Origin of the sequence: Streptomyces sp. NPDC093546 (assembly GCF_044765045.1) — a bacterium.
GTDB lineage: Bacteria > Actinomycetota > Actinomycetes > Streptomycetales > Streptomycetaceae > Streptomyces.
The window spans coordinates 196,417-210,344 of record NZ_JBIWJG010000005.1 but is presented as its reverse complement, the minus strand read 5'-3'; the positions used below and the strand labels follow the sequence as shown (position 1 = coordinate 210,344).

General features: G+C 72.0%; 11 protein-coding genes. 6 read left to right on the top strand and 5 right to left on the bottom strand.

Annotated elements, in window-relative coordinates; genetic code table 11:
- The first annotated feature begins 89 nt into the window (after nt 1-89).
- From ACIRNI_RS13590 to ACIRNI_RS13575, 4 genes are all read left to right on the top strand, one after another.
- The gene (locus tag ACIRNI_RS13590; protein ID WP_403551185.1) at nt 90-1,043 is read left to right on the top strand and encodes a sugar phosphate isomerase/epimerase family protein; all 954 of its coding nucleotides are present in this window, start codon (nt 90-92) and stop codon (nt 1,041-1,043) included.
- A 225-nt stretch (nt 1,044-1,268) separates the two neighbouring features.
- Nucleotides 1,269-1,466, top strand: a complete 198-nt coding sequence (locus ACIRNI_RS13585; protein ID WP_355360774.1) for a MerR family transcriptional regulator — start codon at nt 1,269-1,271, stop codon at nt 1,464-1,466.
- Between the two features lie 217 nt (nt 1,467-1,683).
- Nucleotides 1,684-2,004: a heavy-metal-associated domain-containing protein gene (locus ACIRNI_RS13580; protein WP_403551183.1), complete on the top strand. Its 321-nt coding sequence runs from the start codon at nt 1,684-1,686 to the stop codon at nt 2,002-2,004.
- Nucleotides 2,005-2,097: 93 nt separating this feature from the next.
- Entirely contained in the window at nt 2,098-4,365 is a 2,268-nt protein-coding gene (locus tag ACIRNI_RS13575) for a heavy metal translocating P-type ATPase (protein WP_403551181.1), read from the top strand.
- Between the two features lie 413 nt (nt 4,366-4,778).
- On the opposite strand, the gene ACIRNI_RS13570 is transcribed toward ACIRNI_RS13575, so the two are convergent.
- The 5 genes from ACIRNI_RS13570 to ACIRNI_RS13550 all read right to left on the bottom strand — a co-directional run bounded on the left by ACIRNI_RS13570 (nt 4,779) and on the right by ACIRNI_RS13550 (nt 11,859).
- Nucleotides 4,779-6,068, bottom strand: a complete 1,290-nt coding sequence (locus tag ACIRNI_RS13570) for a citrate synthase (RefSeq protein WP_355360765.1) — start codon at nt 6,066-6,068, stop codon at nt 4,779-4,781.
- A 133-nt stretch (nt 6,069-6,201) separates the two neighbouring features.
- On the bottom strand, nt 6,202-8,487 hold the full coding sequence (locus tag ACIRNI_RS13565; RefSeq protein ID WP_403551178.1) for an ATP-dependent RecD-like DNA helicase: 2,286 nt from the start codon (nt 8,485-8,487) through the stop codon (nt 6,202-6,204).
- A gap of 272 nt (nt 8,488-8,759) precedes the next feature.
- Nucleotides 8,760-9,539 (bottom strand): sugar phosphate isomerase/epimerase family protein, encoded by a 780-nt coding sequence (locus tag ACIRNI_RS13560; protein ID WP_403551609.1) that lies wholly within the window; start codon nt 9,537-9,539, stop codon nt 8,760-8,762.
- 26 nt (nt 9,540-9,565) lie between these two features.
- Entirely contained in the window at nt 9,566-10,711 is a 1,146-nt protein-coding gene (locus ACIRNI_RS13555) for a dihydrodipicolinate synthase family protein (RefSeq protein WP_403551177.1), read from the bottom strand.
- Entirely contained in the window at nt 10,708-11,859 is a 1,152-nt protein-coding gene (locus ACIRNI_RS13550; protein WP_403551175.1) for a Gfo/Idh/MocA family protein, read from the bottom strand. The genes ACIRNI_RS13555 and ACIRNI_RS13550 overlap by 4 nt, the downstream gene beginning before the upstream one ends.
- A gap of 162 nt (nt 11,860-12,021) precedes the next feature.
- Between ACIRNI_RS13550 and ACIRNI_RS13545 the strand changes: the two genes are divergently transcribed.
- Nucleotides 12,022-13,086 carry a LacI family DNA-binding transcriptional regulator gene (locus tag ACIRNI_RS13545; RefSeq protein ID WP_403551173.1) on the top strand — a complete coding sequence of 355 codons (1,065 nt, stop codon included), beginning with the start codon at nt 12,022-12,024 and terminating at the stop codon, nt 13,084-13,086.
- 57 nt (nt 13,087-13,143) lie between these two features.
- Complete coding sequence (locus ACIRNI_RS13540) at nt 13,144-13,920, top strand: sugar phosphate isomerase/epimerase family protein (protein WP_403551171.1); 777 nt, start codon at nt 13,144-13,146, stop codon at nt 13,918-13,920.
- The last annotated feature ends 8 nt before the right edge of the window (nt 13,921-13,928 follow it).

Genomic DNA, 13,928 nt, shown 5'->3' with positions numbered 1-13,928 from the left:
AGTCCCCCTCGGAACACCTGTCAACATTTTGTCCTTACATTCGGACTATCTCTTGACGCTCGCTTCCGGCCACCTCCAAGCTGGCCCCCATGACGCCGCAGTCACCGCAGTCGCCGCCGCCGCAGTCGTCGCCGCCGCTGTCACCACCGCCGCTGTCCCGCATCCGGATCGGCTCCGCCCCCGACTCGTGGGGCGTGTGGTTCGCCGACGATCCCCGGCAGGTCCCCTGGGAACGCTTCCTGGACGAGGTGGCCGCAGCCGGTTACGAGTGGATCGAGCTGGGCCCGTACGGCTATCTCCCCACCGATCCGGCGCGACTCACCGAGGAGACCGCGCGCCGGGGCCTCAAGGTGTCGGCCGGCACGGTCTTCACCGGCCTGCACCACGGCGAGGCCGTCTGGGAGAAGACCTGGGCCCACGTCGCCGACAACGCCGCCCTCGCCCGGGCCATGGGCGCCGACCACCTCGTCGTCATCCCGTCCTTCTGGCGGGACGACAAGACCGGCCGGGTGCTGGAGGACCGGACGCTGACGCCGGAGCAGTGGCGGAACCTGACCCGCCTGACGGAGCGTCTGGGCCTGGAGGCGCAGGACCGCTTCGGGCTGCGGATCGTCGTCCATCCGCACGCCGACACGCACATCGACACCGAGGAGAACGTCACCCGTTTCCTCGACGCCACCGACCCCGGCCTGGTCGCCCTCTGCCTGGACACCGGGCACTACGCGTACTGCGGCGGCGACAGCGTCAAGCTGATCGAGACCTACGGGGAGCGGATCGGCTACCTCCACCTCAAGCAGGTGGACCCCACGGTCCTGGCTCAGGTCGTCGCCGAGGGGACCCCCTTCGGCCCGGCCGTGGCGCGCGGCGTGATGTGCGAGCCGCCGTCCGGGGTGCCCGCGCTCGAACCGGTGCTGGCCGCCGCCCAGGCGCTGGACGTCGACCTCTTCGCCATCGTCGAGCAGGACATGTACCCGTGCCCGCCCGACAAGCCGTACCCCATCGCGGAGCGGACGCGCCGCTTCCTCCGCTCCTGCGGCGCGTGACCGGTGACCGGGCGCGTCGATGCTACGTGCGTAACAGGGGTCTCTTCCTCGTCACACTTGTCTCCACTACGCGGGACTTCCGTCACAGCCCTTCGACAGCCGCTCCCCGCCGTTCACTGAGCGTCGTTGTCCGGGCACAGGCTCAGTGATCGCCAGCGTCCCGCCGCGGCTCCCCCGACGGCCCTCCCGGGCCGCCGCCGCGGCGCCCGCAGGGAGGTGCCACAGATGACGGACAGAAGGCTCTGGTCCTACAAGGAGATCGCCGCACACATCCGGGTACAGCCGGACACCGTCCGGTCGTACCGCAAACACGGCCTGCTCCCCCAGCCCGACCACGTCGAGGGCGGCAAGCCCTACTGGTACGCGGACACCATCCGCGTCTGGGTCGCCAACCGGCCGGGCAACCGGGGGCGCAAGGGCTGACCGCCCGCCATTCCGAGGCCTGGTGCCGCCCGTGGCCCCGCACCCTCCCCGGTGCGGGGCCGCGGGCATTGGGGGGGGCGTCGCGCCGGGTCTCGGAAACGACCGCCGGATCACCTGGCATTCATACCCCCTAGGGGTATAGAGTGATGAGTGTCAGGCAGCCACGGCATCCCCGTGGGCCCCTGGCGCACCATGACCGACCCCAAAGGAGTACGCCATGACCGCCGAGACGAAGACCGAACTGCCCCAGGCCACCTCCGGTTCCTGCTGCTCGCCCTCGGGCGGCTGCCACGACGGTGCCGCCGACACCCCGGCCGCCGCCGGCACGGTCACCACCGTCTACCAGGTCAAGGGCATGACGTGCGGCCACTGCGAGGGCGCCGTCGCCGGCGAGATCTCCGAGATCCCGGGCGTCACCTCCGTCACGGCCGTCGCCGCCACGGGCCGCGTTACCGTGGTGTCCGAGGCCGCGCTGGACGAGGACGCGGTACGCGCGGCCGTCGACGAGGCGGGCTACGAGCTCGTCGGCCAGGCCTGAGCGAGAGCCCACCGAAAGGCTCCCACGGCTCCCACGGCCGGGCCGTACCGTGACGACGGTCGGCCCGGCCCCGTCCCGCTCCTGGAAACGCCCATGACCAGCACCGCCACCACCGCACCGGAGACCTCCACCACCGAACTGATCATCGGTGGCATGACCTGCGCCTCCTGTGCGGCCCGCGTGGAGAAGAAGCTCAACCGCATGGAAGGCGTCACCGCGACCGTCAACTACGCGACCGAGAAGGCGACGGTCACCCACCCGAAGGGTGTGGAGGTCGCCGACCTGATCGCCACGGTCGTGAAGACGGGTTACACGGCGCAGGAGCCGGCTCCGCCGCCCCCGCCGCCTCCCGCCTCGGAGCCCACCGCCCCGGAGTCCACCGCCCCGGACACGCGCGACACCGGCGGGACACAGAGCGAACACGACGCGCTACGGCAGCGGCTCGCCGTCTCCCTCCTCCTCGCCGCGCCCGTCGTCCTGCTCGCGATGGTGCCCTCGCTCCAGTTCGATCACTGGCAGTGGCTCTCGCTCACCCTCGCCGCGCCCGTCGTCGTCTGGGGCGGCCTGCCGTTCCACCGAGCCGCCTGGACCAACCTCCGGCACGGCGCCGCGACGATGGACACGCTCGTCTCGGTCGGCACCCTCGCGGCCTTCGGCTGGTCCCTGTGGGCGCTGTTCCTCGGCCACGCCGGCGTACCCGGCATGCGCCACGGCTTCGACCTCACGCCCGCCCCCGGGGACGGCGCGTCGACGATCTACCTGGAGGTCGCCGCCGGGGTCACCGTCTTCATCCTCCTCGGCCGCTACCTGGAGGCCCGCGCCAAGCGCAGCGCCGGTGCGGCCCTCCGCGCGCTCATGCGCCTCGGCGCGAAGGACGTGGCCGTCCTGCGCGGGGGCCGCGAGGTGCGGATCCCCATCGGCGACCTGCGGCCCGGCGACCGCTTCGCGGTCCGCCCCGGGGAGAAGATCGCCACCGACGGGACGGTCGTCGAGGGCGCCTCGGCGGTCGACGTGTCGCTGCTCACCGGCGAGTCCGTCCCCGTCGACGTCACCGTCGGCGACCCCGTCACCGGGGCCACGCTCAACACCTCCGGCCGCCTCGTCGTCGAGGCCACCCGCGTGGGCGCCGACACGCAGCTCGCCCGGATGGCACGGCTGGTCGAGGAGGCGCAGACCGGCAAGGCGCGGGTGCAGCGGCTCGCGGACCGGATCTCCGCCGTCTTCGTGCCCGTCGTGCTGCTGATCTCGCTCGGTACGCTGCTGACCTGGCTGGCGGTGACCGGTGACGCGACCGCGTCCTTCACCGCGGCCGTCGCCGTCCTGATCATCGCCTGCCCGTGCGCGCTGGGCCTCGCCACGCCGACCGCGCTCATGGTCGGCACCGGGCGCGGCGCCCAGCTCGGCATCCTCATCAAGGGCCCGGAGGTACTGGAGTCCACGCGCCGCGTCGACACCGTCGTCCTGGACAAGACCGGAACGGTCACCACCGGCCGCATGACCCTCCAGGGTGTGTACGCCGCCGAGGGCACGGACGAGCGCGAGCTGCTGCGCCTCGCGGGCGCGCTGGAGCACGCCTCCGAGCACCCGGTCGCCCGCGCGATCGCGACCGGCGCCGCCGAGCGCCTGGGCGAGGGCGAGCTGCCGTCGCCCGAGAGCTTCGAGAACGTCCCGGGGCTCGGCGTACGGGGTGTCGTCGACGGCCACAAGGTCGTGGTCGGCCGCGCGGCCCTGCTGGACGGCGCGGAGAGCGCGCCGGTTGCCTCCGACGACGGCGCCACCCTGGTCCACGTCGCCTGGGACGGCCGGGTGCGCGGCAGCCTCGCCGTCGCCGACGCCGTCAAGGAGACGAGCCCGGAGGCGGTGCGGCGGCTGCGCGCCCTCGGCCTCACGCCGGTCCTGCTCACCGGCGACAACAGGGCCGTCGCCGAGCGGGTGGCGGCCGAGGTCGGCATCGACGAGGTGTACGCCGAGGTGCTGCCCGAGGAGAAGGTGGACGTCGTCAAGCGCCTCCAGGCCGAGGGCCGCTCGGTGGCGATGGTCGGCGACGGCGTGAACGACGCGGCCGCCCTCGCCCAGGCCGACCTGGGGCTGGCGATGGGCACCGGCACGGACGCGGCCATCGAGGCGGGCGACCTCACCCTCGTACGCGGGGACCTACGGGTCGCGGCGGACGCCATCCGCCTCGCGCGGCGCACCCTCGCCACGATCAAGGGAAACCTCTTCTGGGCCTTCGGCTACAACGTCGCCGCGCTGCCGCTGGCGGCCGCCGGGCTCCTCAGCCCCATGATCGCGGGGCTCGCCATGGCTTTTTCATCCGTTTTCGTGGTGACTAACAGCCTTCGTCTGCGATCGTTTACGTGAGTTTGCCTTCACGTGACACACAAGACCTTCACAAAGAGACCTAGATCACAGATATTTGGGGGTAACCATTTGGACGGCTCGCGAGTCTAAATGGGCGATGCCACGAACGTCTTGGGGGACGTTCATGGGATGTCTTGGGGGACGTCCCAGGCAAGCGTTGGCCGGGGCACGTGCACCGGGGAGCTTTGAGCGGCCCTCCCGTACGTACGTACCCCGGCAGATCGCACACGCGAGCTTCTGCTGAACCCGGCAGACGCCCGGCCGGATCCCGTGGGGGGAATCCGCTCCGGGGTAAGGAAGCGCCCCGCTCGCCGACCCGTGGGGGGATCGGCGGCGGGGCGCTTTTGCTTCCCCCGTGGGGAACTTTCCGTGGGGAACTTCCCGAGGGGAACTTCCCGAGGGGGAAGCGAGGCTCAGCGGGCCTCGACCGGCACGAAGTCGCGCAGGACCTCGCCCGTGTAGATCTGGCGCGGGCGGCCGATGCGGGAGCCCGGCTCCTTGATCATCTCGTGCCACTGGGCGATCCAGCCCGGCAGTCGGCCCAGGGCGAAGAGGACCGTGAACATCTCGGTCGGGAAGCCCATCGCCCGGTAGATCAGACCCGTGTAGAAGTCGACGTTGGGGTAGAGGTTGCGCGAGACGAAGTACTCGTCGGCGAGCGCGTGCTCCTCCAGCTTCAGCGCGATGTCGAGCAGCTCGTCGGACTTGCCGAGGGCCGACAGGACGTCGTGCGCCGCCGCCTTGATGATCTTCGCGCGCGGGTCGAAGTTCTTGTAGACGCGGTGGCCGAAGCCCATCAGGCGGACGCCGTCCTCCTTGTTCTTCACCTTGCGGATGAAGGAGTCGACGTCGCCGCCGGTGGCCTGGATGCCCTGGAGCATCTCCAGCACCGACTGGTTGGCGCCACCGTGCAGCGGGCCCCACAGGGCCGAGATGCCGGCGGAGATCGAGGCGAACATGTTCGCCTGCGAGGAGCCGACCAGGCGCACGGTGGACGTGGAGCAGTTCTGCTCGTGGTCCGCGTGCAGGATCAGCAGCTTGTCCAGCGCGGAGACCACGACCGGGTCGAGCTCGTACTCCTGCGCGGGGACCGAGAAGGTCATGCGCAGGAAGTTCTCGACGTACGAGAGGTCGTTGCGGGGGTAGACGAAGGGGTGACCGATCGACTTCTTGTACGCGTACGCCGCGATCGTCGGCAGCTTGGCCAGCAGCCGGATCGTGGACAGGTGGCGCTGCTTCTCGTCGAAGGGGTTGTGGCTGTCCTGGTAGAAGGTGGACAGCGCGCTGACGACGGAGGACAGCATCGCCATCGGATGGGCGTCGCGCGGGAACCCGTCGAAGAACCGCTTGACGTCCTCGTGCAGCAGCGTGTGCTGCGTGATCTCGTTACGGAAGGCCGCCAGCTCGTCGACCTTCGGCAGCTCGCCGTTGATCAGCAGGTACGCCACCTCGAGGAAGGTGGAGCGCTCGGCCAGCTGCTCGATGGGGTAGCCGCGGTACCGCAGGATGCCCTGCTCGCCGTCGAGGTAGGTGATCGCGGATTTATAGGCGGCGGTGTTGCCGTAACCACTGTCCAGGGTCACCAGACCGGTCTGGGCTCGGAGCTTCCCGATGTCGAAGCCCTTGTCACCGACGGTGCTCTCGACCACCGGGTAGGTGTACTCACCGTCCGCGTACCGCAGTACTACAGAGTTGTCGCTCACGTCATCCCTCACCGACGTAGTGCCTCTTCTTCGAGGTGCCCTGACTGTCTCTACCATCCCCCACTTGGCTCAGCAGAGTGCACTCGGGGTCGACCATTCGGCCAATTGGCGGCACTCAGTGCCGTCAACCTGCTCATCCTGCCCTCTTCGCCCCGGTTAGGAAAGTCCTGCGATCTCCCGGGGGCCCCTGGGTGATGTTTCCCACCCGCACCTCACCTGTCAGGCGGTGGCGCAGTGAGGTAAAGCGCCGGCCGGCGGAGACGGTGCGGACGGCCTGGGCGATCGCCTTGCGCGAGCCGACGAGGACGACGAGCTTCTTGGCGCGCGTGACGGCGGTGTAGAGCAGGTTGCGCTGGAGCATCATCCACGCTCCCGTGGTCACCGGGATCACCACGGCCGGGTACTCGCTGCCCTGGGAGCGGTGGATCGTGACGGCGTACGCGTGTGCCAGCTCGTCGAGCTCGTCGAAGTCGTACGGCACCTCCTCGTCCTCGTCCGTCAGTACCGTCAGGCGCTGGTCGTCCACGTTCAGGGACGTGACCACGCCGACCGTGCCGTTGAAGACTCCGTTCGCTCCCTTTTCGTAATTGTTGCGAATCTGGGTGACTTTGTCGCCGACGCGGAAGACCCGGCCGCCGAACCTCTTCTCGGGCAGATCGGGGCGGGCGGGGGTGATCGCCTGTTGCAACAGCCCGTTGAGGGTGCCCGCGCCGGCCGGGCCGCGGTGCATGGGCGCGAGGACCTGGACGTCCCGGCGGGGATCAAGGCCGAATCTCATCGGTACGCGGCGGGCCGCGACGTCCACCGCGAGGCGGCCGGCCTCCTCCGTCTCCTCCGCGACGAAGAGGAAGAAGTCGGGGAGCCCCGAAGTGAGGGGCTGCTGACCGGAGTTGATGCGGTGGGCGTTGGTGACGACGCCGGACTGCTGGGCCTGCCGGAAGATCCTCGTCAGCCGTACGGCGGGGACGGGGCTGCCCGGGGCCAGCAGGTCGCTCAGCACCTCGCCCGCCCCGACGCTCGGCAGCTGGTCCACGTCGCCCACCAACAGCAGGTGGGCGCCGGGGGCGACCGCCTTGACCAGCTTGTTGGCCAGCAGCAGGTCCAGCATGGAGGCCTCGTCGACGACGACCAGGTCGGCGTCGAGCGGCCGGTCGCGGTCGTACGCCGCGTCGCCGCCCGGCTTGAGCTCCAGGAGCCGGTGCACGGTGGACGCCTCGGCGCCGGTCAGCTCCGCCAGCCGCTTGGCCGCGCGGCCGGTCGGCGCGGCGAGGATGACCTTGGCCTTCTTGGCCCGGGCCAGCTCCACGATGGACCGCACCGTGAAGGACTTGCCGCAGCCGGGGCCGCCCGTCAGCACGGCCACCTTCTCGGTGAGGGCCAGGCGCACGGCCTGCTCCTGCTCGGGCGCCAGCTCCGCCCCCGTACGGTCCGCGAGCCACGCCAGCGCCTTGTCCCAGGCGACGTCCCGGAAGGCCGGCATCCGGTCCTCCTCGGTGCGCAGCAGCCGCAGCAGCTGGGCGGCGAGGGAGACCTCGGCACGGTGGAACGGCACCAGGTAGACGGCGGTCAGCGGCTCCCCCTCCGGCCCCGGCACCCGCTCCCGTACGACCCCGCCCTCCTCCTCGTCCGCGACGAGCTCGGCGAGGCACTCGATGACCAGGCCCGTGTCGACCTGGAGCAGCTTCACCGCCTCCGCGATCAGCTGCTCCTCGGGCAGGAAGCAGTGCCCCTGGTCGCTGGACTGCGACAGCGCGTACCGCAGCCCCGCCTTCACGCGCTCCGGGCTGTCGTGCGGTATGCCGACGGCCTGCGCGATCCGGTCGGCGGTGAGGAACCCGATGCCCCACACGTCGGCGGCCAGCCGGTAGGGCTGGTTCTTCACGACCGAGATCGAGGCGTCCTCGTACTTCTTGTAGATCCGCACCGCGATGGAGGTGGAGACGCCCACCCCCTGGAGGAAGACCATCACCTCCTTGATGGCCTTCTGCTCCTCCCACGCGGCCCCGATGAGCTTGGTCCGCTTGGGCCCGAGCCCCGGCACCTCGACGAGCCGCTTCGGCTCCCGCTCGATGACGTCGAGCGTCTCCACCCCGAAGTGGTCGACGATCCGCTCGGCGATGCGCGGCCCGATGCCCTTGATCAGCCCCGACCCGAGGTACCGACGGATGCCCTGCACGGTCGCGGGCAGCACGGTGGTGTAGTTCTCCACGGTGAACTGCCTGCCGTACTGCGGATGCGACCCCCACCGCCCCTCCATCCGCAGCGACTCCCCCGGCTGCGCGCCGAGCAGCGAGCCGACCACCGTGAGGAGCTCCCCACTGCCGCGCCCGGTGTCGACCCGCGCGACGGTGTAGCCGCTCTCCTCGTTGGCGTACGTGATCCGCTCGAGGACCCCTTCGACGACTGCCAGATTGGACATGCCCCGACGCTACCGGGCAGGTCGGACAGTGCGGCAGGGCTGTGGAAACTCCCCCTGTGGACGACTCGCCCGCGCGTGACTGCCGGCGGGCACTCGAGGGGCCCGGTCCGATGACCGGGCCCCTGTGCGCTCCCCCGCCCCTCAAGGCCTCCCGAATCCCCCCAGATTCCCCCCGGAAGCCCTGACGCCATGTACGACTCCCCTCACCGCCGGTTGGTTGCACGAATGCGGGGGGTAATTTTTCCGGAAGCCGGATTCCACAAGCGGCCGCCCTACAACGCGTGTTCCACGTACCGGCGGGCCGTCTCCTCCAGGACCTCCAGGCCGTCGCGGGCCCACAGCTCGTCGTTGAAGAGCTCGACCTCGATGGGGCCGGTGTAGCCCGCCGCGTCGACGCGTTCGCGCCAGGTGCGGAGGTCGATCGTGCCGTCGCCGAGCTGGCCGCGGCCGGTGAGGACGCCGGCCGGGAGGGGGAGGGTCCAGTCGGCGAGCTGGAAGGAGTGGATGCGGCCCTGCGCGCCCGCGCGGGCGACCGCCGCCGGGGCGCGGTCGTCCCACCAGACGTGGTACGTGTCGACGACGACGCCGACCTGCTCGGCCGGGAAGCGTTCCGCGAGGTCGAGGGCCTGGTCCAGGGTGGAGACGGCGCAGCGGTCGGCCGCGTACATGGGGTGCAGCGGCTCGATCGCCAGGCGGACGCCGCGCTCGGCGGCGTACGGGGCGAGCTCGGTGAGGGCGTCCGCGATGAGGGCGCGGGCGGCGGGCAGGTCCTTGCTGCCGGGGGGCAGGCCGCCGGAGACCAGGACCAGGGTGTCCGTACCGAGGGTCGCCGCCTCGTCGACGGCGGCGCGGTTGTCGTCGAGGTCGGCCGCGGTGGTGAAGAAGCCGCCGCGGCACAGGGTGGTGACCGTCAGGCCCGCGTCCCGGACGAGCTTGGCCGTGGCCTCCAGGCCGTACGCGGCGACCGGCTCGCGCCAGAGGCCGACGCCGGGGACGCCGAGGCGGACGCAGGCCTCCGTCAGCTCGGGGAGGGGGAGTTGCTTGACCGTCATCTGGTTGATGCTGAAGCGGGAAAGGTTCACCGGTCGGCTCCGTACACCGTCAGCAGGCTCCTCATGCGGGATTCGGCCAGTTCCGGGTCCGGGAACAGCCCGAGCCGGTCGGCGAGTTCGTACGCCTTCGCCAGGTGCGGCAGCGAGCGCGCCGACTGCAGGCCGCCGACCATCGTGAAGTGGTCCTGGTGGCCGGCCAGCCACGCCAGCAGCACCACGCCCGTCTTGTAGAAGCGGGTCGGCGCCTGGAAGAGGTGACGGGAGAGCGGGACCGTCGGGTCGAGGAGGGCGCGGAAGCCGTCCGTGTCACCGGTGTCGAGGCGGCGGACCGCCTCGGCCGCGAGCGGGCCCAGCGGGTCGAAGATGCCCAGCAGCGCGTGGCTGAAGCCCTGGTCGTCGCCCGCGATCAGCTCGGGGTAGTGGAAGTCGTCGCCGGTGTAGCAGCGCACGCCCCTCGGGAGGCGGCGGCGCAGGTCGACCTCGCGCCGCGCGTCCAGCAGGGACACCTTGACGCCGTCGACCTTGTCCGGGTGCTCGGCGATGATCTTCAGGAAGGTGTCGGTCGCCGTGTCCAGGTCCGCCGAGCCCCAGTAGCCCTCCAGAGCCGGGTCGAACATCGGGCCCAGCCAGTGGAGGATGACGGGCTCGGCCGACTGGCGCAGGAGGTGGGTGTAGACGGCCAGGTAGTCGTCGGGGCTCGTCGCGGCCGCCGCGAGGGCGCGGGACGCCATGAGGATGGGCTGCGCGCCGGTGGATTCGACGAGGGCCAGTTGTTCCTCGTAGGCCGCCGTCACCCGGTCCAGGCCGTGCGCACCCGGTGGCAGCTGGTCCGTGCCGACGCCCGCCGCGATCCGGCCGCCCACGGCCTTCGCCTCCGCCGCCGAGCGGCGGATCAGCTCGGCGGCCCCCGCCCAGTCCAGGCCCATGCCCCGCTGCGCGGTGTCCATGGCCTCCGCGACGCCGAGCCCGTGCGACCACAGGTGGCGGCGGAAGGCGAGCGTGGCGTCCCAGTCGACCGCCGCCGGGGAGTCGGGCGAGACGTCCGCAAACGGGTCGGCCACGACGTGCGCGGCGGAGAAGACCGTACGGGAGGCCAGGGCGGCGCCCGGTGCGCCGAAGGCGGCGGGCTCGGTGCGCGGCTCGTACGTGCCGTGCGGCAGTCGGATGGTCACAGCGACAGCTCCGGTACGTCGTGGCGGCGGCCCTCCGCCGAGGACTTCAGGCCCAGCTCGGCGAGCTGGACGCCGCGCGCGCCCGCCAGCAGGTCCCAGTGGTACGGCTCGTCGAGCGCGACATGGCGCAGGAACAGCTCCCACTGGGCCTTGAAGCCGTTGTCGAACTCGGTGTTGTCCGGGACCTCCTGCCACTGGTCGCGGAAGGAGTGCGTGACCGGCAGGTCCGGGTTCCAGACGGGCTTGGGGGTCATGGAGCGGTGCTGGACGCGGCAGCCGCGCAGTCCGGCGACGGCCGAGCCGTGCGTGCCGTCGACCTGGAACTCGACGAGCTCGTCGCGGTGGACGCGTACCGCCCAGGAGGAGTTGATCTGGGCGACGGCGCCGCCCTCCAGCTGGAAGACGCCGTACGCGGCGTCGTCGGCGGTGGCGGCGTACGGCTTGCCGTCCTCGTCCCAGCGCTGCGGGATGTGGGTGGTGACGTGGGCGGAGACCGAGGTCACGCGGCCGAACAGCTCGTGGAGCACGTACTCCCAGTGCGGGAACATGTCGACGACGATGCCGCCGCCGTCCTCGGCGCGGTAGTTCCAGGAGGGACGCTGGGCCTCCTGCCAGTCGCCCTCGAAGACCCAGTAGCCGAACTCCCCCCGTACGGAGAGGATCTCGCCGAAGAAGCCGCCGTCGATGAGGCGCTTCAGCTTCAGCAGGCCCGGCAGGAAGATCTTGTCCTGGACGACGCCGTGCTTGATGCCCGCGGCCCGGGCCAGCCGGGCCAGCTCCAGGGCGCCGGCGGTGTCGGTGGCGGTGGGCTTCTCGGTGTAGACGTGCTTGCCGGCGGCGATGGCCTTGGTGAGTGCGTCGACGCGGGCGGAGGTGACCTGGGCGTCGAAGTAGACGTCGGTGCGCTCGTCGGCGAGGACCGCGTCGAGGTCGGTGGTCCACTCGGTGAGGCCGTGGCGTTCGGCGAGGGCGCGCAGGGCGTGCTCGCGGCGGCCGACGAGGACGGGCTCGGGCCACAGGACCTCGCCGCCGCCGAGGTCCAGGCCGCCCTGCTCGCGGATCGCGAGGATCGAGCGCACCAGGTGCTGCCGGTAGCCCATCCGCCCCGTGACGCCGTTCATGGCGATCCGCACTGTCCTGCGTGTCACGAAGGTCCCTCCAAGACTCGAGCGCCGTGCCGGCGCGGTAAGCGCGGCGCAGACGCGGTAAGCGCGGCGTAGTAAGCGCTTTCTACGGGTGATGACGCTAGCCTGCGGACAGCGGCGCGTACAAGAGCCACGCCCGACTCTCCTCGGAGGAACGCGATAGCGATGACAGTCACCCTGGCCGATGTGGCGGCGCGCGCCCGGGTGTCCCCGGCGACCGTGTCGCGCGTCCTGAACGGCAACTACCCGGTCGCCGCGTCCACGCGCGAGCGCGTGCTGCGCGCGGTGGAGGAGCTCGACTACGTCCTCAACGGTCCGGCCAGCTCGCTGGCCGCCGCCACCTCCGACCTGATCGGCATCCTCGTCAACGACATCGCCGACCCCTTCTTCGGGATCATGGCGGGCGCGGCGCAGAGCGCGATCGGCGAGGGCGCGCCGGGCCGCGCGGGCGGCGAGAAGCTCGCCGTCGTCTGCAACACCGGCGGCTCTCCGGAGCGCGAGCTGCGGTACCTGACGCTGTTGCAGCGCCAGCGCGCGGCGGCCGTCGTACTCACGGGCGGCGCGCTGGAGGACCCCGCGCACACGGCCGCGATGGCCGCCCGGTTCGCCAAGCTGGCGGACGCGGGCACGCGCGTGGTGCTGTGCGGGCGGCCGCCGGTGGAGAACGGCGACGCCGCGATCGCGGCCGCCCTGACCTTCGACAACCGCGGCGGCGGGCGGCGGCTCACCGAGCACCTGCTGGCGCTCGGGCACCGGCGGATCGGTTACGTCGCCGGGCCCGCCGAGCGCACTACGACCCGGCACCGGCTGGAGGGCCACCGCGAGGCGATGGCCGCGGCCGGTCTGGCGGGCCCGGAGCTGGATGGGCTCACCGTGCACGGCTCGTACGACCGCCGCTCGGGCTACGACGCGACGCTGGAGCTGCTGCGGCGCGACCCGGACCTGACGGCGGTCGTCGCCGCCAACGACACCGTGGCGTTGGGCGCCTGCGCCGCGCTGCGGGACCGGGGGCTGCGCATCCCCGACGACGTCTCGGTGGCGGGCTTCGACGACCTGCCCTTCTCGGTGGACGCGGTACCGGCGCTGACGACCGTGCGGCTTCCGCTGTCGGAGGCGGGCGCGCGGGCGGGCCGCCTCGCGGTGGGCGCCGAGGCCACGCCCCCCGGCGGCATCGCGACGATCCCGGCGGAGCTGATGGTGCGGGCGTCGACGGGGCGGCCGCGGGGGTAGTCCGGGGCGTCGAGCCGTTCGGTCATAGGAGCGCGGAGAGCGGGTAGGTTCGCGCCCATGAAGTACGCCTTCTCCACGCTCGGCGTCCCCGGGACGCCCGTCGCCGACGTCGTACGCCTCGCCGCCGAGACCGGCTACCACGGGGTCGAGCTGCGCGCCCACCCCGAGGAACCCGTGCACCCGGGGCTGGTGGCGCACGAACGGCGGGCGGTGGCCGAGGAGTTCGCGCGCGCCGGCGTCGAGATCCTCTCCGTCGCCGGGTACGCGCGGGTCGCGGCGGCGGGTGACGACGAGGCCGTGTACGAGGAGCTGCACGGGCTGCTGTACCTGGCGGCCGACCTGGGCGCGCCCTACGTACGGGTCTTCCCGGGCGGCGGCGACCAGGACCCGGCGGACGCGGACGCGACGGCCGCGCGGCGGCTGGGCGCGGCGGCGGAGGTCGCGGCGGAGCTGGGCGTACGGGTCCTGCTCGAGACCCACGACTCGCACCGCACGGGCGCGGACGTCGCCCGCGTCGTGGGCGCGGTCGGCCACAAGCACGTCGGCGCGCTGTGGGACGTGATGCACCCCTGGCTCGCGGGCGAGGCCCCGGAGGCGACGCACGCGGTCCTCGCGCCGTACCTCGGGTACGTCCAGGTCAAGGACATCGCCTCCCGCGAGGACACGACCCCGCTCCCCCTGGGCACCGGGGTGCTGCCCCTCGCGGAGTGCCTGGGCCTGATGCGCGGTGAGGGCTGGGCGTGCTGGGAGTACGAGAAGCGCTGGTACGCCGACGCGGCGGAGCTGCCGCCCCTGCTGGCGGCGGGGCGCGAGCGGCTGGCGGGCCTGGGGTAGGGCCTCCA

What these genes read in the sequence shown, in the direction of transcription:
- ACIRNI_RS13590 (WP_403551185.1), top strand. Translation starts at nt 90, where the DNA reads ATGACGCCGCAGTCACCGCAGTCGCCGCCGCCGCAGTCGTCGCCGCCG.
- ACIRNI_RS13585 (WP_355360774.1), top strand. Translation starts at nt 1,269, where the DNA reads ATGACGGACAGAAGGCTCTGGTCCTACAAGGAGATCGCCGCACACATC.
- ACIRNI_RS13580 (WP_403551183.1), top strand. Translation starts at nt 1,684, where the DNA reads ATGACCGCCGAGACGAAGACCGAACTGCCCCAGGCCACCTCCGGTTCC.
- ACIRNI_RS13575 (WP_403551181.1), top strand. Translation starts at nt 2,098, where the DNA reads ATGACCAGCACCGCCACCACCGCACCGGAGACCTCCACCACCGAACTG.
- ACIRNI_RS13565 (WP_403551178.1), bottom strand. Translation starts at nt 8,487, where the DNA reads ATGTCCAATCTGGCAGTCGTCGAAGGGGTCCTCGAGCGGATCACGTAC.
- ACIRNI_RS13560 (WP_403551609.1), bottom strand. Translation starts at nt 9,539, where the DNA reads ATGACGGTCAAGCAACTCCCCCTCCCCGAGCTGACGGAGGCCTGCGTC.
- ACIRNI_RS13545 (WP_403551173.1), top strand. Translation starts at nt 12,022, where the DNA reads ATGACAGTCACCCTGGCCGATGTGGCGGCGCGCGCCCGGGTGTCCCCG.
- ACIRNI_RS13540 (WP_403551171.1), top strand. Translation starts at nt 13,144, where the DNA reads ATGAAGTACGCCTTCTCCACGCTCGGCGTCCCCGGGACGCCCGTCGCC.